Consider the following 20,716-nt stretch of genomic DNA (forward strand, 5'->3'; position numbering starts at 1 on the left):
GCGATGCCTAGTAGAGCGCGTAGCGCACGCCGAGCTTGATGTCGTGCGAGTAGATGTCGTTGAATTCGAACCCGTCATTGTCGATATCGAAGGCCGGATCATCGTTGTGGAAGGTTCCGGTCTTGGCGTCGCCCAGCGAGACGAAGCTGTAGCCGAGATCGATGGTCAGTCTTTCGGTCGCCTCGATGCCCAGGCCCGCATGCAGCGCCCAGGCGAGGTTCCATTCCGACTCCTCGTCCGCATAGCCGCCGCCGCCAGTGATTATGTTGACGTCGCGGAAATGCGAGATCGTGTTGCGCGATGCGCCGATGCCTGCGCCGAGATATGGCGTGACGCTGTAGAAAGTGCCGAGATCGGCATAGGCGTTGGCCATGATCAGCCATTCCGATTTTTTGGCGCGGAAGTCGTTGGTGGTCAGGCCGGTGACAGTGGAATCCACCCAGTCGAGGGCTTCGAAGTCGGACTTGCCGCGATACTCGACCGTGAGATCGCCGCGCAGATAGTCGTTGAACTCGTAGCCGACGCCGGCGCCAAACAGCGGCGCGGAGGCGAAGCCACCTTCGTCGTACCAGCCGAAGTCTGCGATAGTCGGGTTGTCGTAGAGGCTGGAGTCCAAGCCATCGAAGTCCTGGTTGCTCATGCCGATATGGCCGCGAATGTACCAGCCGCCGTAAACCGGCGCGGGAACCTCGATCACCGGCGGTTCGTAGAGATCGGCCGCCATTGCGGGCGCGCAACCGCCCGCGACAACCGCAGCGGCAAGAATCTTCTTTGCGAAATTGTGCATTTCCATACCCCTGCGCATCCTCGCGACGCAAAGTTGCGCGCGACCCAAGATTGAACTCGGTTTGGATAATGAAACGCAAAGGTTAAGGTGCGCTTAACCCTGTTGCTTAACCACGATCGGACAATTGACTTGACCGTGCCGCATATGAAAAGGCCCGCCGGAATGGCGGGCCTTTCAACAAAGTAAAAAAGTTTCAGGCGGCAGTCTTGATGTCGCCGATGATCCCGACAATGTCGTTCACGACCGTCTCGACCAGCTTCTGGTCGTCGCCCTCGGCCATGACCCTAATCAGCGGCTCGGTGCCGGAAGGCCGGATCACCAGACGGCCGGACTTGCCGAGCCGGTTGCGGGCGTCCTCGATCGCGGCCTTGACGGGAGCCGTCTCCAGGGGCTTGCCGCCGGCGAAGCGGACGTTCTTCAAGAGTTGCGGCACCGGCTCGAACTTCTTGCAGATCTCGCTGACCGGCTTGTTCTGGCGCTTGATGCAGGCCAGCACCTGCAAGGCCGAGACGAGCCCGTCGCCGGTCGTGGAAAAATCCGACAGCACGATGTGGCCGGACTGCTCGCCGCCTACATTCATGCCGTGCGCGCGCATGTGCTCGACCACGTAGCGGTCGCCGACCTGGGTGCGGTGCAGCTGCAGGCCCGCATCGCCGAGGAAGCGCTCGAGGCCGAGATTGGACATGACCGTGGCGACCACGCCGCCGCCGGCCAGACGGCCGCTCTGGTGCCAGGATTCCGCGATCAGCGCGATGATCTGGTCGCCGTCGATCGCCGTGCCGTTCTCGTCGACGATGACCATGCGGTCGGCGTCGCCGTCGAGCGCGATGCCGATATCGGCTCGCACCTCATGCACCTTCTTCGAAAGGCCGATCGGGTGCGTCGAACCGCATTCCTCGTTGATGTTGAAGCCGTTAGGGTCGTCGTTGATGGCGATGACCTCGGCGCCCAGTTCCCAGAGCGCGGCGGGCGCCACCTTGTAGCCGGCGCCGTTGGCGCAGTCGACGACGATGCGCAGGCCCGACAGCGACATGGAGCGCGGCAGCGTGCGCTTGGCGAATTCGATGTAGCGGTCATGCACGCCGTCGACGCGCTTGGCGCGCCCGAGCCCATCGGCGTCGGCCAGCGAAATGTCGACATCCTGGTCGAGCAGCGCCTCGATGCGCATCTCGATCTCGTCGGAAAGCTTGTAGCCGTCGGGGCCGAAAAGCTTGATGCCGTTGTCATAGTATGGATTGTGCGAGGCCGAGATCATCACGCCGATGTCGGCGCGCAGCGACCGCGCCAGCATGGCGACGGCGGGCGTCGGTATCGGACCCAGCAGGAACACATCCATGCCGGCCGCGCAGAAGCCCGCGACCAGCGCATTCTCGATCATGTAGCCCGACAGCCGCGTGTCCTTGCCGAGCACGACGCGATGGCGGTGGTTGCCGCGCTGAAACGAAAGGCCGGCAGCCATGCCGACCTTCATCGCAACTTCGGCTGTCATCGGAAATTTATTGGCCCGTCCCCGGATTCCGTCAGTTCCGAAATATCGTCTCGTCATTTACTCGACGTCCCCACGCACGATTCACCCTCAGCCATGCTTTTGCCACAACAGAGGGGCGGTTTGGCATCACATTGTGTGAGTATCTGTTACGAATGCTTAGAAATGGTTGCGGTTTTGGCATCACTGGCCTCGACCCGGCAATTCCACTGCTGGCTGTAACGTACAGCGAATGCAATGCTCACTTTAATTGTTAGTTGCGCTGGGCGTCAAACTTTATCCACGCTCTCCAGACGAGCCGCATACTGCGCAAATAAAAACGCCGCGGCAAAGCGGCGTTTTTTATTGATAAGATTCAGCAGGCTCACCCCTGCGGCTGGGGCTCCATGCCGCCTTCCGGCTCTTCGCCGCCGCTCTTCTTGCGGCGGCCGCCACCGGTCGCACCAGCCTTCGGCACGGCCGAACCGCGAGAGGTCGGCGTGTCGTCGCCCATGTCGCGCGACGGCTTCTGGCCGGCGATCAACTGCTTGATCTCCTCGCCAGACAGCGTCTCGTATTCGAGCAGGCCTTCGGCCAGCGCGATCCAGTCCTTCTTCTTCTTGGTCAGCACGGTCCTGGCCATCGAATAGGCCTCGTCGATCAGCCGGCGCACTTCGGCGTCGATGATCTGCGCGGTCTCTTCCGAGACGTTCTGGGTACGGGCCACCGAATGGCCGAGGAACACCTCCTCCTGATTGTCGCCATAGGCGACATGGCCGAGCTTGTCGGAGAAGCCCCAGCGCGTGACCATGGCGCGCGCCAGCTTCGTCGCCTGCTCGATATCGGACGAGGCGCCTGAGGTGATGTTCTCCTTGCCGAACTTGAACTCTTCCGCGACGCGGCCGCCCATCATGATCGCCAGCCTGGAGATCATGTATTTGTAGCTCATCGAATAGCGGTCGCCTTCGGGCAACTGCATGACCATGCCCAGCGCGCGGCCGCGCGGGATGATGGTCGCCTTGTGCAGCGGGTCGGCCGAGGGCACGTTGAGCGCCAGGATGGCGTGGCCGGCCTCGTGATAGGCGGTCAGCTCCTTCTCGGCCTGGGTCATGGCCGAGGAGCGGCGCTCCGCGCCCATCATGATCTTGTCCTTGGCGTCCTCGAACTCGGCCATGGTGACGAGGCGCTTGTTGCGCCGCGCCGCCATCAGGGCGGATTCGTTGACGAGGTTCATCAGGTCGGCGCCGGAGAAGCCCGGAGTGCCGCGCGCGATGACCTTGAGATCGACATTGGGCGCCAACGGCACATTGCGGACATGGACCTTGAGGATCTTCTCGCGGCCGACGATATCGGGGTTCGGCACCACGACCTGGCGGTCGAAGCGGCCGGGCCGGAGCAGCGCCGGGTCGAGCACGTCGGGACGGTTGGTGGCGGCGATCAGGATGATCGACTCGTTGGACTCGAAGCCGTCCATCTCGACCAGCAACTGGTTCAGCGTCTGCTCGCGCTCGTCATTGCCGCCACCGAGGCCGGCGCCGCGATGGCGGCCGACGGCGTCGATTTCGTCGATGAAGATGATGCAGGGCGCGTTCTTCTTGGCCTGGTCGAACATGTCGCGGACGCGGCTCGCGCCGACGCCGACGAACATTTCGACGAAGTCGGAACCGGAAATGGTGAAGAACGGCACGTTGGCTTCACCCGCGACCGAGCGCGCAAGCAGCGTCTTGCCGGTGCCGGGAGGGCCGACGAGCAGCACGCCGCGCGGGATCTTGCCGCCGAGGCGCTGGAATTTCTGGGGATCGCGCAGATAGTCGACGATCTCGACCAGGTCTTCCTTGGCCTCGTCGACGCCGGCGACGTCGCCGAAGGTGACGCGGCCATGCGCTTCGGTCAGAAGCTTGGCCTTGGACTTGCCGAAGCCCATGGCGCGTCCGGAGCCGGACTGCATCTGGCGCATGAAGAATATCCACACGCCGAGGATCAAGAGCATCGGCAGCCAGCCGATCAGCGCGCTGAAGATCGAGCCCGAGCCGTCGTTCTCGGGCCGGGCGTTGATGGTTACGCCCTTCTGCTCGAGCCTGGAAACAAGCGACGGGTCGCCGGGCGAGTAGGTCTGGAAGCCGGCGGCGTTGTCGACATAGGTGCCGCTGATGCGGTCGCCGGCGATCGTCACCGTCTTGACGCGCCCGGAAGAGAGGTCGCTCAGGAACTCCGAGTAGGCGATCTCGCTGGTAGCGCCCCGCGTCTGCGGCGTCTGGAACAGATTGAATAGCGCGATCAGGAGGACGGCGATGATCGCCCAGAGCGCGAGGTTGCGATAATTCGGATTCATCTATTGTCCCGTTTGCGACCGACAACGGGCGCAAGTTCAGTGTGAATGTATGCCCCTAACATAGGGAGGGCACGGTGCATTGCCAAGCAGAACCACTCTTCTCGGTTAAGCTCCGGCACCATTGTGTTTTGCGTATGGCGGGGCCGGAGGCGGCGCGGCGCCCAGCAGTTCGGCCACGGCCCGCGCCGGATCGAGATCGAAGGAAGGCAGGAAGCGCGCCCAGGGCGCGACGAGCGGGATTGCAACGGGCGCGGCGGGTTCGGCTCGGCGGAAAGAAAAAGATTGCCCCTCACCCTTACCCTCTCCCCGTGAAGGACGGGGAGAGGGAGTCGCCAACGCTGACGCCCCCCTCTCCCCGTCCTTCACGGGGAGAGGGTAAGGGTGAGGGGCAGTAGAAGCGGTTAGAGTTTGCGCATTTTTCCTCCAAAACATCGGCTCGGCGGAAAGTGCTGCGCGAAAAAGACTTGGCGGAACGTCCGCGGCGGAGACGTCAGCCTCCGGCTCGGCGTTGGGGCCATGCGGACCGACGAGAGCACCCTCGGCCTCTCCTGAGATCCGGTAGCGGCCGTCCCAGATCATGCCGCCGCGAGCCGCCGTCGGCTCGGGCAATCCACGCGTCTCGCGCAGCAGGAAGACGCCGCCGCGGCGCAGGTCGACCAGCGTCCGCGACAATGTGGCGCAAAGCGGCTTTCCTGAAAGCCGGTCGAAAAACCGGGCCGCGCGCGTCTCGTCGGGCAGATGCGGCGTGCCTCCGATTGCGGCGAGCATTATGCGCAGCGCATAGATGGCGGCCTCGCGAGGCTCGGCCGTGGCAAAGGCCGGGTCGAGCCTGAACAGGCCAGGCGCGACGCGGCGAGCATGCGCCCAAATGAGGCCGGCCGCCTCGCGCCCGAGATATTCGCGCAGCAGCGCGGCGTCGCGGGCGGCAGCCAGCAATTTAGAAACATCAGCCTGCTCGCGCAGACGAGCGCGGGCGCGAGGCCGCTCGAACGCCTGGTTAATATTGGTCGGGTCTTCCAGCCATTTGACGCTGCCAGCGCGCAGATAATCGCGCAGCGCCTCGCGCCGCGTCTCCAGCAGCGGCCTCACGATCCATGCCTTTCCGTCGAACAGCGTAGCCGGAGCCATGCCGGCCAGGCCGCGGCCGTCGCTGCGGGCCTGGCGCATCATGACGGTCTCGGCCTGGTCGTCGGCGGTATGGCCGGTCGCGATCAGGTCGGTCCCTTCGCTTCGGGCGGCCTCGGCCAGAAGCGCATAGCGCGCCTCGCGAGCGGCCGCCGGCAGGCCGGTAGCAGGCTTCGGTCCCTCCCAGGCGAGGATGCGGTGGGCAATACCGCGGCTTTCGGCGAAACGTGCGACAGCCAGCGCTTCCGCCGCGGAATCCGGCCGCAAGCCATGGTCGACCGTCACGGCTACCAGCCGCACCGCCGGGGCGTTCACTTCGATCCAGGCTTTCAGCAACAGAAGCAGCGCGATGGAATCGCTGCCGCCAGACACTGCCGCGACGACCGCGCTGCGCGCCGCAAAATCAAACTTCGAGAATGGTTTTAAAAGGTCGCTGTCCACCCGAAGGGTCAGCACGCCGCCAGCGCCTGTTCCTGCTTGACGCGGCCCTTGAGCGCTCCGGAAATATTGGGGTAGCGCTTGCCGATTTCGGCGAAGGTCGCGCAGGCGACGTCGCGCTGGTTGAGCCCGACCAGAGACACGCCGAGCTTGAGCAGCATGTCGGGCGCCTTCTTGGAATCCGGGTAGCTCTTGTTGGCGGAGAGGAAGACTTCTGCCGCGTCGCGGTATTTCTGCTGGCCGAGCAGGGATTCACCGAGCCAGAAATGCGAGTCGGCCGTCTTCGGGTCCGAAGGAAAGCGCGCGATGTGGTCGCGGAAGCCGGCTTCCGCCGTGCTGTAGTCGCCCGACAGGATGAATTCGTAGGAATTGCGATAGAGTTCTTCCGGGTCGTCGGTGGCGGGCAGCGCGGCCACCACCGCGCCGTCGGGAGCGGGAGGGGGAGCGCCGGCGCCGGGCGGTGGCGTGATCACGCCCTGCGTCGCCTGCCCGTCGACGCTGCCATTCTTCACATTGCCGTTCTCGTCGAAGGTGATAGTGCCGAAGGTCTTCGGCGGCGCGCCGGGCGCGGACGGATCCTGGGCGGTCGCGTCGCCTGTGATGACCCCCTCGACGCTGCCGGGCTCCGGAGCCGCCGCTCCGCCGCCGGCAGGCGGCTGCCGTTCTGCCGTCGGCGCTTCCGCGACGTTGCGGTTGGATTTGCCCTTGGCGTCCGAGCGCTTTTCAAGCTCCTGGAAACGGAACTCGTTGTCTTCCTGCATCTTGCGCATCTGCTCCTGCATCTGCAGGATCTGGAAATTGAGTTCCTCGATCGTGCCCGACAGCGAGCGTATCTGCTCTTCGAGCGCGACCAATCGCGGATCGCTGGCCTGGGCGTAGCGCACGGTCTCGTCGGCCTTCTTTGCGCCGAACACGCCGGGAAGTCCGAATTTGGGCAGCAGGTCGATGATGCCGGGGCGGTCTTGCTCGGTCGGCTGGGCGAATGCGGCCGTCCCGGCAAAAAGGAATGCGGCGAGAGTGCCGCTCAGGATCGCTCGAAAATACATATGCCTCTCACGGAAAGTGGTCTTTTGCATCGCGCGGAACCGCGCGTTTCGCCTTTTATCAGGGCGGGAGACTTCGGCCAAATTTTGTTTGCGGGCAGCATGAACGAAAAAAGGCGGCCGCTGGGGCCGCCTTTGAACGCAACTGTGTCAGTTATGTCAGCTTCCGGCGCCGCTCAGAGCGGTTACCGCGCGCCGGTTCTGCGACCAGCAGGAGATGTCGTCGCACACGGCGACGGGCTTTTCCTTGCCGAAGGAGATGGTGCGCAGCCGGTTTGCGGCCACGCCGCGTGCAACCAGGTAGTCGCGGGTGGCGGCGGCGCGGCGCGCGCCGAGCGCCAGATTGTATTCGCGGGTGCCGCGCTCGTCGGCATGGCCCTCAATCTGGATCGCGTAGGTCGGATATTTGTTCAGCCACTGCGCCTGGCGCGTGAGAGTGCCCTGCGCATCGGCGCGGATCGCCGAGGAATCGGTGTCGAAGAAGATGCGGTCGCCGACGTTGACGGTAAAGTCCTGGGCCGAGCCGGGGCTCGCCGCGCCCGCGCCAAGACCGAGATCGGCAGCGCTGTTGGGCGTCTTCTTGGAAGCGCAGCCGGCTATCGCCAGCGCCGCCACCATGGCGATGATTACGGGATTCGTGGTCAGTCTCGCGATGCGGCGCATCCCCGCCTCTCCTTCGCATTTGAGTGAATTCATTGAACTTCCAGTAACCACGTTGCGGTTAATCGGTGTTCAAGAAACATGGTTAACTTTCGGTTTCCGCGCCGCCGTCCACGGCTCGGTCCGTTGCTTGTTACAGCTTGCGCGCACCCTAGGCGGAATTGCGGCGCAAACGCGGCGATACGGTGAGCCGCCGCGTTTGTCGTCTGTCCGGATTATTCGAGCAGCGGCGACCAGGCCGGATCGGAGGCGAAATTCGCGGTCGGGATCGCCTGCTCGTTGCGCCCGGTCAAGTCGATCGAATGCAGCCGCGGACCGCCCGAGCCGGCCTCCTCCTTGAAGAACATGAGAACGCGGCCGTTCGGCGCCCAGGTCGGGCCTTCCTGCTGGAAGCCGGTCGAAAGGATACGCTCGCCGGAGCCGTCCGTCTTCATCACGCCGATCGAGAACTGCCCGCCCGACTGCTTGGTGAAGGCGACGAGGTCGCCGCGCGGCGACCAGACCGGCGTCGAGTAGCTGCCGCCGCCAAAGGAGATGCGGTTCTGTCCCGACCCGTCGGCGCCCATCACGTAGATCTGCGGCTGGCCGCCGCGGTCGGAGGTGAAGACGACCTGGCTGCCGTCCGGCGAATAGGACGGCGAGGTGTCGATCGCGTTGGAGTTGGTCAGCCGCGTCGTCGTCCGGCTGCGCAGATCCATGGAAAAGATGTTGGAATTGCCGTCCTCGCGCAGCAGGCTCATGATCACCTTCTGGCCGTCCGGCGAGAAACGCGGCGCAAAGGTCATGCCGGGGAAATTGCCGACGAGTTCGCGCTGGCCGGTCTCGATCTGCAGCAGATAGACCCGCGGCTCGCCGCTCTCATAGGACATGTAGGTGATTTCCTGGCGGGTCGGCGAAAAGCGCGGCGTCAGCGCGATCGCCTTGCCGTCCGACAAATAGCGCACGCCGGCGCCGTCCTGGTCCATGATCGCCAGGCGCTTGCGGCGCTGGTTCTTCGAGCCGGACTCGTCGATGAACACGACCCGCGTGTCGAAATAGCCCTTCTCGCCGGTCAGCCGCTCATAGATCGCGTCGGCGATGATGTGGGCGACGCGGCGCGAATTGGCCTTGGAGGAGAAGAACTGCTCGCCGGTCAGCTGCTGGCCGGCAAAGGTGTCCCACAGCCGGAACTCGGCGCGCAGCCTGCCATCGGCCTCTTCGCTGACCCGGCCGGTCACCAGCGCCTGCGCGTTGATGACCTTCCAGTCCTCGAAACGGGGAGCCGCGTCGGGGTTGGAGATCTTTTCGATGAACGCGCCCTTGTCGATCGGCGCGAACAGGCCGGACCGCTTCAAGTCGGCCGCTACGATGCCGGCGATTTCGGCGCCCATCGCGTCGCCCGACAGGAAGTCGGTGATCGCGATCGGCAGCGGCTCGACGTTGCCCTTGTTGACGTCGATCTCGACCAGCGCCTGCGCCGGCACAATAGCCGCCACGTTCATGCCGGCCGCGAGAGCGCCCATCATCAGGAGTGTCGTCAGGAAATGCTTCATGTAGTTCAGCCTCTTTGGTCCGGATCGGGGATGCGGATGCCGTCTCAGAACATCTCGCTGGGATCGAAATTGACGATGACGTCGGCCCACGCGTCATACTTTTCGGCGGGAAGATTATAGGGGGCGCAGCGCGACACCGCGCGACGCGCGGCTTCGGCAGCCGCACGCTCGACGCCGGACGAACCGCCGCCGGCGATGATCTCGGGCGTGCCCTCTAGCGCGCCGCTGGGATCGAGCCTGAACTGGACCGAAACCCTCAACGCCTCACCGTCCATCGCGCCGGCCGGGATGTTCCAGCACCGCTGGACCTGCCCGCGCAGCGCATCCATCTCGCTCTGCGACAGTTTCGAGCCGCTGGTGGTCTTGTCGCCGCCGAGCGCGGCCTGCTGAGTCGAACGCTTGGCGCCGCCGCCGGAAGCCTTCTCCTTGTTCAGGAGCGCCGCCACCTCGTCGGCGTTGAATTCCTTCTCGTCCGATTTCGGCTTGGCCGCCGCTTCCTGCGTCGGCTTGTCGGCTTCCTTACGGTCAGGCGTCTTGGCGGTCTGCGCCTGCGGCGGCTTCGGCCGCGCCTCGGGAGCCGGAGCGTTTTCGGGAAGCTTCACCGCCTCGGTCTCGGCCGTTTCGGCCACGATCGTCTCGGCCACGGGGTCAGGCGTTACCTCCTGCTTGGGCTCGGCGGCCGGCGCAACTTCCGTCGCGGGCGCCGCTTCCTGCTTTGGCTCGGGCTGCTTCACCGGCTCTGGCTTGGGCTGCTCGACCGGCTTCGGCTTAGGTGCGGGCTCCGGTGAAGGAGCGGGCGCGGCCGCCGTCTCGACCGGCTTCGGCTTCGCGTCGGGCGTAACCGGCTTGTCCGTGTCGACGGTGTTTTCGCCGACCTTCTGTGCCTCGGGCACAATGTCCGGCTTCTTGGTCGGCAGCGGCGCCGGCGTTTCATTGACGGTCGCGGTCTTGTCGCCCTGCTGGATCTGGGTGATCTCCTCGACCGGCACGATGTCGACCGGCAGCGCCTCGATGTCGGCGACCTCGAGCGCGCTCGGTGCCGACAGCGTGAACAGGCCGAAGCCGAGCAGCGCTGCGTGCATGACGACCGATGTGGTGAGACCGGCTTTCATAAGCGTTTACTGGCCGTCCTGTTCCTGCAGCGTCACCAGGCCGAGATTGCGGTACCCGGCCGCCGAAATGCGCGCCATGACCTTCATCACCGTGCCGTAGTCGGCGGTCTTGTCGCCGCGCACATAGATGCGTTCCTCATAGCCCGCCTGGGCGATCGCCTCGAGTTTCGGCACCACCTCCTCGAGCGGAATCTCCGTCTCCTGAAGGTAGATCTGGCCGCCCTGGTTGACCGAGACGGTGATCGGCTGCGTATCGGAGTTCAGCGCCTTGGCCTGCGTCTCCGGCAGGTCGATCGGCACGCCGACCGTCAACAGCGGCGCCGCCACCATGAAGATGATGAGCAGCACCAGCATCACGTCGACGAAGGGCGTGACGTTGATTTCCGATATCAGGCCGTGATGGCGGCCGCGCCGCCTGTGGCCGCGCGACCCGCGCCCGCCCGTCTGTCCCGCTGACATTCCCATGTTTTGTCCTCAGCCCTTGGGGGCTACTTTTTCATCGATTTGGCGCGAGAGTATGGCGGAGAACTCGTCGGCGAAGCCTTCCATCCGGACCGCTATCTTGCCGGCGTCCGACGACAGCTTGTTGTAGGCGATGACTGCCGGGATGGCGGCCAGCAGGCCGATGGCGGTGGCGAGCAGCGCCTCGGCAATGCCGGGAGCCACGACCGCAAGATTGGTCGACTTCGAACCCGCGATGGCCTGGAACGAGGTCATGATGCCGACCACCGTGCCGAACAGACCGATGAAGGGCGCCGCCGAACCGATGGTGGCCAGGAAGCCGAGCTTGCCTTCAAGCCGCTCCATTTCGCGCGTCAGGGCCAGGTCCATCGCCTTGTCGATGCGGGTCTGCAGGCCGAGCGGCGACTTCGCGCCCTTCTCGAAGCTTTTCTTCCATTCGCGCATCGCCGCCACGAAGATCGCGCCCATGCCGACGGTCTTGCGGTCTGCGAGCGTGCGGTAGAGTTCCTCCAGCGACTGTCCCGACCAGAAGATCTGCTCGAACCGGTTCAGCGCGCCGCGCATGCGGGCATAGGCGATCAGCTTGTCGACGACGATCGCCCAGGTCCAGATCGAGGCCAGAAGCAGGCCGATCATCACCAGCTTCACGACCCAGCCGGCCTGCCAGAACAGCCCCCAGATTGACAATTGCACGCCCGGCTCGGCGAGGGGTAGGTTTTCCATACAGACAATTCCTTAGATATCCGGGGCTTGGCTCGCGGCTTAGCCCAATGCGCATCATCCCGTTCGGTCCGTTCGCGCGAAGCTTCCGGAATGCCCTGAAATGCGGCCGTCGCGGGCCTTTTCAGGGCAAAGTTTGGTGAAACGAAGGCGCGCCGAATCCGCCCGATTTCACCGGAGCAAGCCACACGTTGCCCTGGTATCTTCATGGACCGTTAAGGTTAAGGATGGGTTAGTGGAGCCGGCGTCGGAATTACGGCTTTCCCGGCATGAAAGCTGCGACCCATTCCTTCGGAAAGCGTTTCGGCCGGCCGTTCTCGCCGATGATCGCCGCCTCCACCCTGGCCTCGACCAGCACCTCGTCGCCGCGCCTCAATTGCTGCGCCATGAAGATGCGCGCGCCCGAAATCTCCTCGGCGCGTGTCTCCACCGTCAGTATGTCGTCGATGCGGGCGGAGCCGCGAAAGTCGATCTCCATGCGCCGCACCACCCAGACGATCCTTTCGCCATGCTTGCCGCCGGCGAGATCGGTATGGTGCACGCCGGCCAGCCTCAGGAAATCGGAGCGGCCGCGCTCGAAGAATTCGAGATAGCGGGCATGGTAGACAACGCCGGAAAAGTCGGTATCCGCATAGTACACCCGCGCCATCAGGCGGTGTCCGGACGGCGTCAACTCGCCGGAGAGACCGGCCATCAGCCTTTCGCGTTCACCATGATCTCCCATCGCGCTTTCCTTCTCGCCCGCGACCTGACACCTGTTGGTGCATTCCGCCGCAACCCGATGGCATCATTGATAACGATGATCAAGACGCGCCGAACTCGACGCCGTGCCGGTAAAGGTGCGAGCGATGATCGAGGCCGAAGCGTCCTGGGCACGAAGGAGCCGCATGCTCGCCTATCTCGACGAGTAGATTCTATCGCTACTTGATGAATTCGACGAAGATTTCGACATGCCTGTGCAGGTCACTGGGCATCTCGTCTGCGAGCACTTCGTTGCCGAAGTCCTTGCGCCTGTCGAAACGCCGGATGTCGATCGCCCCCTGCAGGAATTTATGCATGGCGCTCGTCAGTTCATAGGCGGTGTAATCGATTCCGCACGCCTTTGCGGCTGCGGCGGTCGCGACCCTGACGTTTGCGCCATGCTGGCCGACGCTTTTGATGAACGGGAAATTCGCATCGGCGCCGTCAAGGGCCTTTTCGCAAAGCGACGCGTCGATGGAAACCTGCCTGCGGCAGACGAAAGGCCTGACCGCATAAATGGAACAGCTCCCCTCCACCAGAAAAGGGCAAGGGACGCGTTTCGCCATGCGGTCGTCCACATTCATGCGAAAGGTGGTTTCGATGCGGGCGACCAGCGCTTCGATTGCCGCAGCGGACCAGGTCGACTTCACATGCCGGGCGATCACGTCAATCTCGACGATGGTCGCCGACACGGCGATGTGGCAGCAGAAGTTGCAGCCCTTCCGGCAGGCGATCGGCATGTTCTTCTGTGCGTCGTCATGGCCCGCATCGAAGATGGAGTAAAGCTCGGCCATATCAGGAGAGCCGCCGCGCTGTTCGAGACAGTCCTTGGCAAACAGACTGAGCGACAAAAGCTGAGTGAGCGACACAGGCAAGCCAAGCCCGGTTTGCCGCAGGCTGCGGTAGCTCTCGCGCAGGGTCCGCTGCAGCGTCCGTCGTTCCACTCGTGATTGCGGTGGGCGCATGCCGGCCTACTCCTCTTCCTCGAACAGGCTGATCTGCTGGATGGCGAGGTCGCGCGGCGCTTCCAGCCCGAGATGCTTCCAGGCGTTCGCGGTCAGCACGCGGCCGCGCGGCGTGCGCTGGATAAAGCCCTGCTGGATCAGGTATGGCTCGATGATGTCCTCGATGGCGTCGCGCGGCTCGGAAAGCCCCGCCGCGATCGTTTCGATGCCGACCGGGCCGCCGCCGAAATTTTGCGCGATCATCGAGAGATAGCGCCGGTCGAGAGAATCGAGCCCGAGCGCGTCGACTTCGAGCCGGGTCAGCGCGTCGTCGGCCACCTTGCGGGAAACGTGGTCGGCGCCGGCAACGCTGGCGAAATCGCGCACCCGGCGCAGGAGCCGTCCGGCGATACGCGGCGTGCCGCGGGCTCGCCTTGCGATCTCCAGTGCGCCGTCGTCGCCGAGCGGCATGCCGAGGATGCGGGCGCCGCGCCGCACGATCATCTCCAGTTCCTCGACCGAGTAGAAATTCAGCCGCACCGGGATGCCGAAACGGTCGCGCAGCGGATTGGTGAGCAGGCCGAGCCGCGTGGTGGCGGCCACAAGCGTGAACTTGGCGAGGTCGATCTTCACCGACCGCGCCGCGGGGCCTTCGCCGATGATCAGGTCGAGCTGATAGTCCTCCATCGCCGGATAAAGGATCTCTTCGACGGCCGGGGAAAGCCGGTGGATCTCATCGATGAACAGGACGTCGCGGTCTTCGAGATTGGTGAGCAGCGCAGCGAGATCGCCGGCCTTGGCGATGACCGGGCCGGAGGTCGAGCGGAAATTGACGCCGAGTTCGCGCGCCATGATCTGGGCGAGCGTGGTCTTGCCGAGGCCGGGCGGGCCGACGAACAGCACATGGTCGAGCGCCTCGCCCCGACCCTTCGCGGCCTCGACGAAGACTTTCAGGTTTGCCCGCGCCGCAGCCTGGCCGACGAATTCGTCCAGGCTCTGCGGCCGCAGCGTGGTGTCGGCGTCCTCGCCGCGTGGGTCGGGAGAAATCAGGCGGGGCGCGGTGTTCATGCGAGGAGTTCCACGGAAGGGATTCTCGCGGCGGCTGCACGGTCGAATGTAGCAGTATGCGCACACCCCTGTTCGCGATTGTGCTCAGCGATCAGCGCGTCGACAAAATCCACGCCTGCATTGTTCGACCGCTCCAAGGCGCGAACTACCGCATTATGGCTTTCGAATACGAGCGATTTCGTCCTGATAAGTCTGTTGATGGCCGCCAGCACCTGCTTCCTTGGCTGTCGGTAACGCGAAACGAGTGACCAGTTGAACTCAACCAGAACTATCAGACTGATATATCCGGGACTTTCCGACGTGAGGCCATCGCCGAATTGAAGCGCCTTAGCGCGCTGTTTCGGGTCGTCATTGAGCACCATTCGCAGCAAAATATTGGTGTCGATTCCTACCTGCGTCACGCGGCGTCCTCGCGGTCGTTGCGGTCGTCGTCACCGGCAACATGCCGCCCGACGGCTTCCCTGACGGCCGCATCTATTTCCTCGAGCGTTGCTGGCCCGCCTGGAGGATCGCCAAGAAATCCGGCCAGATCGGCAAAATTCAGGTTCTTCGGCGTTCCCACGAGATGGTCGTCCACCACGGTCCAGACGACCTTGTCACCAGGCGCAAGCGCCAACTCGTCCCGAACGTCCTTGGGAATCGTGAGTTGGCCTTTCGAAGATAACGTAGCATACCCGCCCATTTTCCGACTCCTGCCAAGATTTCTTACCAACTGGATAATAGTAAGAAATCTTCGATCCGGCAATGCCGTCACCGCGCCAGTTCCTTCAGCCCCAGCCTTATCAGCCTGGCCGAATCGGCACCCTCGCCCGCGCTCTTCATTGCGGACGCCACGGCGTTGGCCGCAATATCGCGCGAATATCCGAGATTGGTGAGCGCCGAGACTGCGTCCGCCACGGGCGCGGGCGCAACTCCTTCGCCGAGTTCCTGCTTCAGCCCGATCGTGCCCGACGCGGTTCCGGCAAAGGCCGGCGCCTTGTTCTTCAGTTCGGTGACGATGCGCTCGGCGACCTTCTTTCCCACGCCCGGCGCCCGGGAAACCGTGGCGATGTCCCTCAGCGCAATCGCATTTGCCAGGTCGGAGGGGGCGAGGGTGGAGAGGATCGCCAGTGCAACCTTGGCGCCGACGCCCTGCACGTTGTTCATCAGCATGCGGAACCACTCACGCTCCAGCATGGTGCGGAAGCCGTAGAGCCGGATCATGTCCTCGCGCACATAGGTTTCGATGAACAGCGTCACCGCCTCGCCAGCGCCGGGCAACCCGGCAAGGGTGCGCGACGAGCAGTAAGCGACATAGCCGACGCCATGCACGTCGACGATGCAGTGATCCTCGTCGATCTCATCGAGCGTGCCTTTGAGCTTGCCGATCATGTGGAATTCCGTGTCATGGATGTGTATCGGGTGCGATGATTTCGAGGTCAGGAAAGTAGGCGCGGTAGCGCTTCGGGTCGCGCGTCAGAACGCGATACCCCAAGACGACAGCATGCGCTCCAATCAGGAAATCCGGCAGTGTACGTTCACGATTGCCGCCGGCGCGGCGATAACGGGCGTGCGTCTCACCGGCCAGGAACGCAGCATTCCACGGAACGAATTCGCGCGCGAGTTTGAGCTTGGCGGCTGCGCCTTCCAGAGCCGCCTCATCCACAATCAGTGGCGCAAGCTCCGACCAGATAATAGAGTTGACCACAAGGACGCCACTCCCGTGACATTCTGCCAAAGCCGACTTGGACCACTCGGTGGTCCTGCCTGGAGGGCCCCACGCATCGATTAGAATATTGGTGTCAATCAAGGTCGAGGTCTTCACGCGGCCCCCGCGACCACTCCATGTACTCGTCCGTAGTCATTCCGCCGAGATCCAGCGTTCCCTCCATGCGGTCGAGTGCATCTTTGAACCTGCGAGCAGCTTCTTTCTCGGAGAGATTTTCGTTAACCGCAACCAGACGGGCACCCTCTTCGGTTGGAACGAACTCCACTTCCGAACCAGGCCCGATACCCATCCGGTCCCGAATTTCCTTCGGTATGGTCACTTGGCCCTTAGTGGTCACGCGCATGGTAATACCTCCAAGTATTACTTAGCTCGGCGTCGGGGAACAAGTCAAGAACATTACCCCGCAAGCGCCGCCAGCCTCGCCACCGCGCTGCGCCGGTGATGCGCGTGGCAGATGGCGATCGCCAGCGCGTCGGCGGCGTCCTCGCTGTCGAAGACAGCCTTGGGCATCAGCACCTTTACCATCATGGCGATCTGCTTCTTGTCGCCATGACCGACGCCGATCACCGCCTTCTTGACCGCATTGGGCGCATATTCGGCGACCGCGAGCCCGGCCAGCGCCGGCACCAGCATGGCGACCCCGCGCGCTTGGCCGAGCTTCAGCGTGGCGGCCGCGTCCCTGTTGACGAAGGTTGCCTCGACCGCCGCCTCGTGCGGCAACTGGGCGCGCAATATTTCCGAGAGCCCATCATGCAACTGGCAAAGCCTCGCGGCAAGCGCCGCCTTTTCGTCGGACCGTACGGTGCCCGAGGCGACGAAGCGCAGCGAATTGCCGAGCGTATCGACGATTCCCCAGCCGGTGCGCCGTAGCCCGGGGTCGATGCCGATGATGCGAATCGCGCCGTTCATGCCAGCCAATCTACCCCGGGCGGCCACGCTTGTCAGATAAAGGCTGTGGACGGGTACCGGAACAGGGAACCGATTGCGGGCCGCCACGTTTGCGAAGGCTGCCCCCTTTGCCTCTGGCGGGATGCAGTTGAACCGGCGGAATGCCCCCTGTCCCTGTCGACATCTCCGCCGGTTCATCCGCCATTCGTCTAAAACAGTGTTTACTCAACTGAACGGTCCCCTATATCCGCCGTTTCGACTTTGTAGGGACGCGAGGCCAAGGGGAGAGGTCGTGACTCGCGAGAAGCGCGAAGACTACATTTACAGCCGGGCTTACGAGCTTGCAGCGACCGGCCTTCACCTGGAGCCGATCACCATCGTTTCCGCACTCATCAAGGAAGGTTATCCGGAGGCGGCCGAAGTCCTGGACAACCCTCTCGTGCGCAACGACCTGCGCCGGGTCTGCGCCCGCAACTGGCCGGGCGTCGCGGCGGAAAAGCCGGCAAGCGGCGCGGAACACCACGCGCCGCGCAAGCGGCGGAGAAAGCCGCCGTCTAAGGATCTCAGTTAAGAGGAAAGTTGGCTGCTGGGGCGCGGCCAGTGTCGCGTGGCGGCGAACCGGTCAGCCGCGGGCGAACGCGGTGTTCAAGAGCGTGATCTGGTCCGAGACCGGGTTGGTGCGCCTGCCGACCGGTGCTGCAGCGGCGCCGCCGCCCCCAACGCCGTAGATTTCTTCGTCCATCCGTCGCACCAGCGCCTGCAGCCTCAGCGAACGGTTCACCAGGTCGACGAACGCTCCGGGCAATTCCCTCCAGCCGGCCGCGTCGTCATGCGCCGACGCCGTGTCGAGGCGTACCTTAGATTTTTCCGACGCGACCTGGTCGCGGGTCATCTCGCCGGAATTGGCGGCGCGCTGCAGAAGCAGCCACGAGGCGACCTGCATCAGGCGGGTGGTGAGCCGCATCGATTCGGCGGCGTAGAGCGTAGCGGCCAGCCGCGACAGCTTCTTGGCTTCGGCGCGGCCCGGTCCGTCGAGATATTCGGCGGCCTGTTCGACCAGCCCCATCCCCTCATTGTAGAGGGGCTTGAAGGACTGGGAGAAGATCCGGCGTTCCGCCAGCCGGACCGTCTTCGCGCCGCCCTTGGAAGCCTCGATCATCATGTTGCCCCTGCATTCCTGAAACCGCCGCATGCCATGTGATGGCAGCCCGCCGGCGCGTTCCGAACCTATACGATACCGTTTCGGGAAAATGCGCCCGTGCATGATTGAAGGCAAGCACATGTTTAACAGAAGGTTAACGCGGGAGCCTGGCGGCGGGTTGTCCACAGCGGGCCGGCGAAGATAAAAAAAGAGCCGCTGAAAAGCGGCTCTCAGGAGTTTAACAGGGAGGCGTCAAACGAAGTGGCTCCAAACCACTCGGTAAGAATCCAGAAAACTGGATGCGCATAGTAAACGCCCGTAAAGCTTAACAGTGGGTTAACGATCCGGATATTTTTTACCGGCTGGTCTCCATCTGTGCCGAATGGAGACACATCAGGCGCGCCGGAACACCGGCATGGCCACGAACACGAACAGCAGCATGCTGGCGTAAAACCCGATCGACGAGATGGCGACCAAGGGTTCGACCGCAGCATTGCCGCCCAGCAGGAAGTAAAGCCCGACGAGCAGGCCTATGCCGCTGACGGCGCTCAGCCAGAAGTGGACGGTCGCCAGACGCTGTGCGGCGACCGCCGGAAACAGGTGGTAAAAAAAGGCGAACACAGCCGACATCAGCCACCCGGCCACCATCGTGTGGGCATGGACCGGCATCTGGCCGTGGTCATGCGTGATCGACATGTGAAGGCCGAGCGCCATCCCGCACAATGCGTAGATGATCGCCAGCCCAAAGAAATTCCGCGCAACGCCCTGCATGACGTCCCCCTTCGCAACTGCGTGACTACCGGCGGCCCCGCGCCGCCGCTCGCAGCCCCTTAACTCGCGACTGTTTCCAATCCATGTCGCGCGCACGCCGTTCGCACGAAAGCTCCGTTACATAGCTCGCTACAATGCCTTGGCCAGTTCGCGCAGCCTGAACTTCTGGATCTTGCCGGTCGAGGTTTTGGGAATTTCCGCGAAGATCACCGTGCGCGGGCATTTGAAGCGCGCCAGAAGCGCGCGGCAGTGCTCGATAATCTCCGCCTCGGTCGCCGTCCTGCCCGGCTTCAGCTCGACATAGGCGACCGGCGTCTCGCCCCATTTGTCGTCGGGCCGCGCGACCACGCCGCACGAGGCGACCGCCGGATGCTTGTAGAGCGCGTCCTCGACCTCGATTGAGGAGATGTTCTCGCCGCCCGAGATGATGATGTCCTTCGACCGGTCCTTGAGCTGGATATAGCCGTCCGGATGCATGACGCCGAGGTCGCCGGAATGGAACCAGCCGCCCGCGAAGGCCTCGTCGGTCGCCGGCCGGTTTTTCAGATAGCCTTTCATGACGATATTGCCGCGGAACGTCACCTCGCCGATGGTCTGGCCGTCGGCGGGCGTCGGTTCCATCGTCTCCGGGTCGAGCACCGTCAGCGCCTCCAGCGCGGCGTAGCGCACGCCCTGGCGCGCCTTTTTCGCCGTGCGCGGGCCCTTGTCGAGTGCGTCCCAGCCGGCGTGCCATTCATTGACGACGGCAGGGCCGTAGGTTTCGGTCAGCCCATAGAGATGCGTAACCGCAAATCCCGCATCGGCCATGCCCGAAAGCACCGCCTCCGGCGGCGGGGCGGCGGCGGTATTGAAGGTCACCGTCTGCGGAAACTCCCGCTTTTCGGCATCCGGCGCGTTGATCAGCGTCGACATCACGATCGGCGCGCCGCAGAGATGGGTGACGCCATGGTCGGCGATGGCATCGTACATCACCTTCGCCCGCACCCAGCGCAGGCAGACATGCGTGCCCGCCTGCACGGCCAGCGTCCACGGAAAGCACCAGCCGTTGCAGTGGAACATGGGCAGCGTCCACAGATAGACCGGGTGCTTGCCCATGCCGGCGTGGATCGTATTGGCGTAGGCCATCAGCGCGGCGCCGCGATGGTGATAGACCACGCCCTTGGGATTGCCTGTGGTGCCCGACGTGTAGTTCAGCGAGATCGCATCCCACTCGTCGTCGGGCATCGACCACGAAAATTCCGCGTCGCCGCCCCGGACAATATCCTCGTAGTCGAGCGAGCCGATGCGTTCCCCCTTCGGGTAGGGAGCGTCGGCCGCATATTCCGGATCGTCATAGTCGATGACCAGGGGGCGGACCTTGGCCAGCGCCAGCGCCTCCTTCATGACTGCGGAAAACTCGCGGTCGACGATCAGCACCTTGGTCTCGGCGTGGTCGAGCTGGAAGGCGATGACCGCCGCGTCGAGCCTTGTATTCAGCGAATGCAGCACCGCCTTGACCATCGGCACCCCGAAATGCGCCTCAAGCATCGCCGGCGTGTTGGACAGCATCACCGTCACCGTATCGCCCTTGCCGACGCCCTTTTGCGCCAGCGCCGAGGCAAGCTGCAGCGACCTGCGCCAGAAATCGCGGTAGGAGACGCGCAGGCGGCCATGGATGATGGCGGTCTGCTCGGGATAGGTCTTGGCCGCCCGCTCGAGATAGGTGAGCGGCGTCAGCGGCTGGTAATTGGCGGTATTTCGCTCCAGGCCGCTGTAATAGATGCTTGCCATGGATTTTTC

The 20,716-nt window shown here is 63.9% G+C and carries 23 protein-coding genes; 1 reads left to right on the top strand and 22 read right to left on the bottom strand.

All coding sequences use genetic code 11. The features are described from left to right. Positions 1 to 7 precede the first annotated feature (7 nt). The 19 genes from ACG873_RS22285 to ruvC form a co-directional block, all read right to left on the bottom strand. Entirely contained in the window at positions 8 to 793 is a 786-nt protein-coding gene (locus ACG873_RS22285) for an outer membrane protein (protein WP_394887689.1), read from the bottom strand. Positions 794 to 980: 187 nt separating this feature from the next. Next, positions 981 to 2,333: a phosphoglucosamine mutase gene (glmM, locus tag ACG873_RS22290; protein ID WP_394887691.1), complete on the bottom strand. Its 1,353-nt coding sequence runs from the start codon at positions 2,331 to 2,333 to the stop codon at positions 981 to 983. A 304-nt stretch (positions 2,334 to 2,637) separates the two neighbouring features. Then, the gene (ftsH, locus tag ACG873_RS22295) at positions 2,638 to 4,584 is read right to left on the bottom strand and encodes an ATP-dependent zinc metalloprotease FtsH (RefSeq protein WP_394887693.1); all 1,947 of its coding nucleotides are present in this window, start codon (positions 4,582 to 4,584) and stop codon (positions 2,638 to 2,640) included. Positions 4,585 to 4,689: 105 nt separating this feature from the next. Next, positions 4,690 to 6,165 carry a tRNA lysidine(34) synthetase TilS gene (gene tilS / locus ACG873_RS22300; RefSeq protein WP_394887695.1) on the bottom strand — a complete coding sequence of 492 codons (1,476 nt, stop codon included), beginning with the start codon at positions 6,163 to 6,165 and terminating at the stop codon, positions 4,690 to 4,692. Continuing rightward, entirely contained in the window at positions 6,159 to 7,193 is a 1,035-nt protein-coding gene (gene ybgF, locus ACG873_RS22305; RefSeq protein ID WP_394887697.1) for a tol-pal system protein YbgF, read from the bottom strand. The genes tilS and ybgF overlap by 7 nt, the downstream gene beginning before the upstream one ends. Before the next feature lie 156 nt (positions 7,194 to 7,349). Beyond that, on the bottom strand, positions 7,350 to 7,853 hold the full coding sequence (gene pal, locus ACG873_RS22310; RefSeq protein ID WP_394887698.1) for a peptidoglycan-associated lipoprotein Pal: 504 nt from the start codon (positions 7,851 to 7,853) through the stop codon (positions 7,350 to 7,352). 212 nt (positions 7,854 to 8,065) lie between these two features. Then, the gene (gene tolB, locus ACG873_RS22315; RefSeq protein ID WP_394893647.1) at positions 8,066 to 9,355 is read right to left on the bottom strand and encodes a Tol-Pal system beta propeller repeat protein TolB; all 1,290 of its coding nucleotides are present in this window, start codon (positions 9,353 to 9,355) and stop codon (positions 8,066 to 8,068) included. Between the two features lie 71 nt (positions 9,356 to 9,426). Next, the gene (locus ACG873_RS22320) at positions 9,427 to 10,494 is read right to left on the bottom strand and encodes a hypothetical protein (RefSeq protein ID WP_394887700.1); all 1,068 of its coding nucleotides are present in this window, start codon (positions 10,492 to 10,494) and stop codon (positions 9,427 to 9,429) included. A 6-nt stretch (positions 10,495 to 10,500) separates the two neighbouring features. Beyond that, positions 10,501 to 10,959: a protein TolR gene (gene tolR, locus ACG873_RS22325; RefSeq protein WP_394887701.1), complete on the bottom strand. Its 459-nt coding sequence runs from the start codon at positions 10,957 to 10,959 to the stop codon at positions 10,501 to 10,503. A gap of 9 nt (positions 10,960 to 10,968) precedes the next feature. After that, entirely contained in the window at positions 10,969 to 11,679 is a 711-nt protein-coding gene (gene tolQ / locus ACG873_RS22330) for a protein TolQ (protein ID WP_165021694.1), read from the bottom strand. Between the two features lie 250 nt (positions 11,680 to 11,929). After that, positions 11,930 to 12,400: a tol-pal system-associated acyl-CoA thioesterase gene (gene ybgC / locus ACG873_RS22335; protein WP_394887703.1), complete on the bottom strand. Its 471-nt coding sequence runs from the start codon at positions 12,398 to 12,400 to the stop codon at positions 11,930 to 11,932. A gap of 196 nt (positions 12,401 to 12,596) precedes the next feature. Continuing rightward, entirely contained in the window at positions 12,597 to 13,382 is a 786-nt protein-coding gene (locus ACG873_RS22340) for a YkgJ family cysteine cluster protein (RefSeq protein WP_394887705.1), read from the bottom strand. Positions 13,383 to 13,388: 6 nt separating this feature from the next. Further along, positions 13,389 to 14,429 (bottom strand): Holliday junction branch migration DNA helicase RuvB, encoded by a 1,041-nt coding sequence (ruvB, locus tag ACG873_RS22345; protein ID WP_394887707.1) that lies wholly within the window; start codon positions 14,427 to 14,429, stop codon positions 13,389 to 13,391. Continuing rightward, positions 14,426 to 14,830, bottom strand: coding sequence for a PIN domain-containing protein (locus ACG873_RS22350; RefSeq protein WP_394887709.1), 405 nt, complete (start codon positions 14,828 to 14,830; stop codon positions 14,426 to 14,428). The genes ruvB and ACG873_RS22350 overlap by 4 nt, the downstream gene beginning before the upstream one ends. Beyond that, a complete protein-coding gene (locus tag ACG873_RS22355) occupies positions 14,827 to 15,111 on the bottom strand; it encodes an AbrB/MazE/SpoVT family DNA-binding domain-containing protein (RefSeq protein WP_353644168.1) in 285 nt (94 codons plus the stop codon). Before ACG873_RS22355 ends, ACG873_RS22350 begins: the two co-directional genes overlap by 4 nt. A gap of 68 nt (positions 15,112 to 15,179) precedes the next feature. Continuing rightward, positions 15,180 to 15,800, bottom strand: coding sequence for a Holliday junction branch migration protein RuvA (gene ruvA / locus ACG873_RS22360; protein WP_394887711.1), 621 nt, complete (start codon positions 15,798 to 15,800; stop codon positions 15,180 to 15,182). Positions 15,801 to 15,813: 13 nt separating this feature from the next. Further along, a complete protein-coding gene (locus tag ACG873_RS22365) occupies positions 15,814 to 16,233 on the bottom strand; it encodes a type II toxin-antitoxin system VapC family toxin (RefSeq protein WP_394887713.1) in 420 nt (139 codons plus the stop codon). After that, a complete protein-coding gene (locus tag ACG873_RS22370; RefSeq protein ID WP_394887715.1) occupies positions 16,211 to 16,480 on the bottom strand; it encodes an AbrB/MazE/SpoVT family DNA-binding domain-containing protein in 270 nt (89 codons plus the stop codon). Before ACG873_RS22370 ends, ACG873_RS22365 begins: the two co-directional genes overlap by 23 nt. Positions 16,481 to 16,533: 53 nt before the next feature. After that, the gene (ruvC, locus tag ACG873_RS22375; protein WP_394887717.1) at positions 16,534 to 17,046 is read right to left on the bottom strand and encodes a crossover junction endodeoxyribonuclease RuvC; all 513 of its coding nucleotides are present in this window, start codon (positions 17,044 to 17,046) and stop codon (positions 16,534 to 16,536) included. 271 nt (positions 17,047 to 17,317) lie between these two features. Between ruvC and ACG873_RS22380 the strand changes: the two genes are divergently transcribed. Continuing rightward, entirely contained in the window at positions 17,318 to 17,596 is a 279-nt protein-coding gene (locus ACG873_RS22380; protein ID WP_394887719.1) for a hypothetical protein, read from the top strand. A gap of 51 nt (positions 17,597 to 17,647) precedes the next feature. Here ACG873_RS22380 and ACG873_RS22385 read toward each other — a convergent pair whose 3' ends face one another. From ACG873_RS22385 to ACG873_RS22395, 3 genes are all read right to left on the bottom strand, one after another. Continuing rightward, on the bottom strand, positions 17,648 to 18,184 hold the full coding sequence (locus ACG873_RS22385; RefSeq protein WP_394893649.1) for a DUF1465 family protein: 537 nt from the start codon (positions 18,182 to 18,184) through the stop codon (positions 17,648 to 17,650). Positions 18,185 to 18,559: 375 nt separating this feature from the next. Continuing rightward, positions 18,560 to 18,937, bottom strand: a complete 378-nt coding sequence (locus ACG873_RS22390; RefSeq protein WP_394887721.1) for a hypothetical protein — start codon at positions 18,935 to 18,937, stop codon at positions 18,560 to 18,562. Positions 18,938 to 19,066: 129 nt separating this feature from the next. Then, entirely contained in the window at positions 19,067 to 20,707 is a 1,641-nt protein-coding gene (locus ACG873_RS22395) for an acyl-CoA synthetase (RefSeq protein ID WP_394887722.1), read from the bottom strand. Between the last annotated feature and the right edge of the window lie 9 nt (positions 20,708 to 20,716).

Origin of the sequence: Allomesorhizobium aridi, assembly GCF_043769475.1 — a bacterium.
Classification (GTDB): domain Bacteria; phylum Pseudomonadota; class Alphaproteobacteria; order Rhizobiales; family Rhizobiaceae; genus Allomesorhizobium.

Bases quoted from the DNA above. Each gene is read 5' to 3' on its own strand.
- ACG873_RS22285 (WP_394887689.1), bottom strand. From the start codon at position 793: ATGGAAATGCACAATTTCGCAAAGAAGATTCTTGCCGCTGCGGTTGTC.
- glmM (WP_394887691.1), bottom strand. From the start codon at position 2,333: ATGACGAGACGATATTTCGGAACTGACGGAATCCGGGGACGGGCCAAT.
- ftsH (WP_394887693.1), bottom strand. From the start codon at position 4,584: ATGAATCCGAATTATCGCAACCTCGCGCTCTGGGCGATCATCGCCGTC.
- ybgF (WP_394887697.1), bottom strand. From the start codon at position 7,193: ATGTATTTTCGAGCGATCCTGAGCGGCACTCTCGCCGCATTCCTTTTT.
- pal (WP_394887698.1), bottom strand. From the start codon at position 7,853: ATGCGCCGCATCGCGAGACTGACCACGAATCCCGTAATCATCGCCATG.
- tolB (WP_394893647.1), bottom strand. From the start codon at position 9,355: ATGATGGGCGCTCTCGCGGCCGGCATGAACGTGGCGGCTATTGTGCCG.
- ACG873_RS22320 (WP_394887700.1), bottom strand. From the start codon at position 10,494: ATGAAAGCCGGTCTCACCACATCGGTCGTCATGCACGCAGCGCTGCTC.
- tolR (WP_394887701.1), bottom strand. From the start codon at position 10,959: ATGGGAATGTCAGCGGGACAGACGGGCGGGCGCGGGTCGCGCGGCCAC.
- tolQ (WP_165021694.1), bottom strand. From the start codon at position 11,679: ATGGAAAACCTACCCCTCGCCGAGCCGGGCGTGCAATTGTCAATCTGG.
- ybgC (WP_394887703.1), bottom strand. From the start codon at position 12,400: ATGGGAGATCATGGTGAACGCGAAAGGCTGATGGCCGGTCTCTCCGGC.
- ACG873_RS22340 (WP_394887705.1), bottom strand. From the start codon at position 13,382: ATGCGCCCACCGCAATCACGAGTGGAACGACGGACGCTGCAGCGGACC.
- ruvB (WP_394887707.1), bottom strand. From the start codon at position 14,429: ATGAACACCGCGCCCCGCCTGATTTCTCCCGACCCACGCGGCGAGGAC.
- ACG873_RS22355 (WP_353644168.1), bottom strand. From the start codon at position 15,111: ATGGGCGGGTATGCTACGTTATCTTCGAAAGGCCAACTCACGATTCCC.
- ruvA (WP_394887711.1), bottom strand. From the start codon at position 15,800: ATGATCGGCAAGCTCAAAGGCACGCTCGATGAGATCGACGAGGATCAC.
- ACG873_RS22370 (WP_394887715.1), bottom strand. From the start codon at position 16,480: ATGCGCGTGACCACTAAGGGCCAAGTGACCATACCGAAGGAAATTCGG.
- ruvC (WP_394887717.1), bottom strand. From the start codon at position 17,046: ATGAACGGCGCGATTCGCATCATCGGCATCGACCCCGGGCTACGGCGC.
- ACG873_RS22385 (WP_394893649.1), bottom strand. From the start codon at position 18,184: ATGATCGAGGCTTCCAAGGGCGGCGCGAAGACGGTCCGGCTGGCGGAA.
- ACG873_RS22390 (WP_394887721.1), bottom strand. From the start codon at position 18,937: ATGCAGGGCGTTGCGCGGAATTTCTTTGGGCTGGCGATCATCTACGCA.
- ACG873_RS22395 (WP_394887722.1), bottom strand. From the start codon at position 20,707: ATGGCAAGCATCTATTACAGCGGCCTGGAGCGAAATACCGCCAATTAC.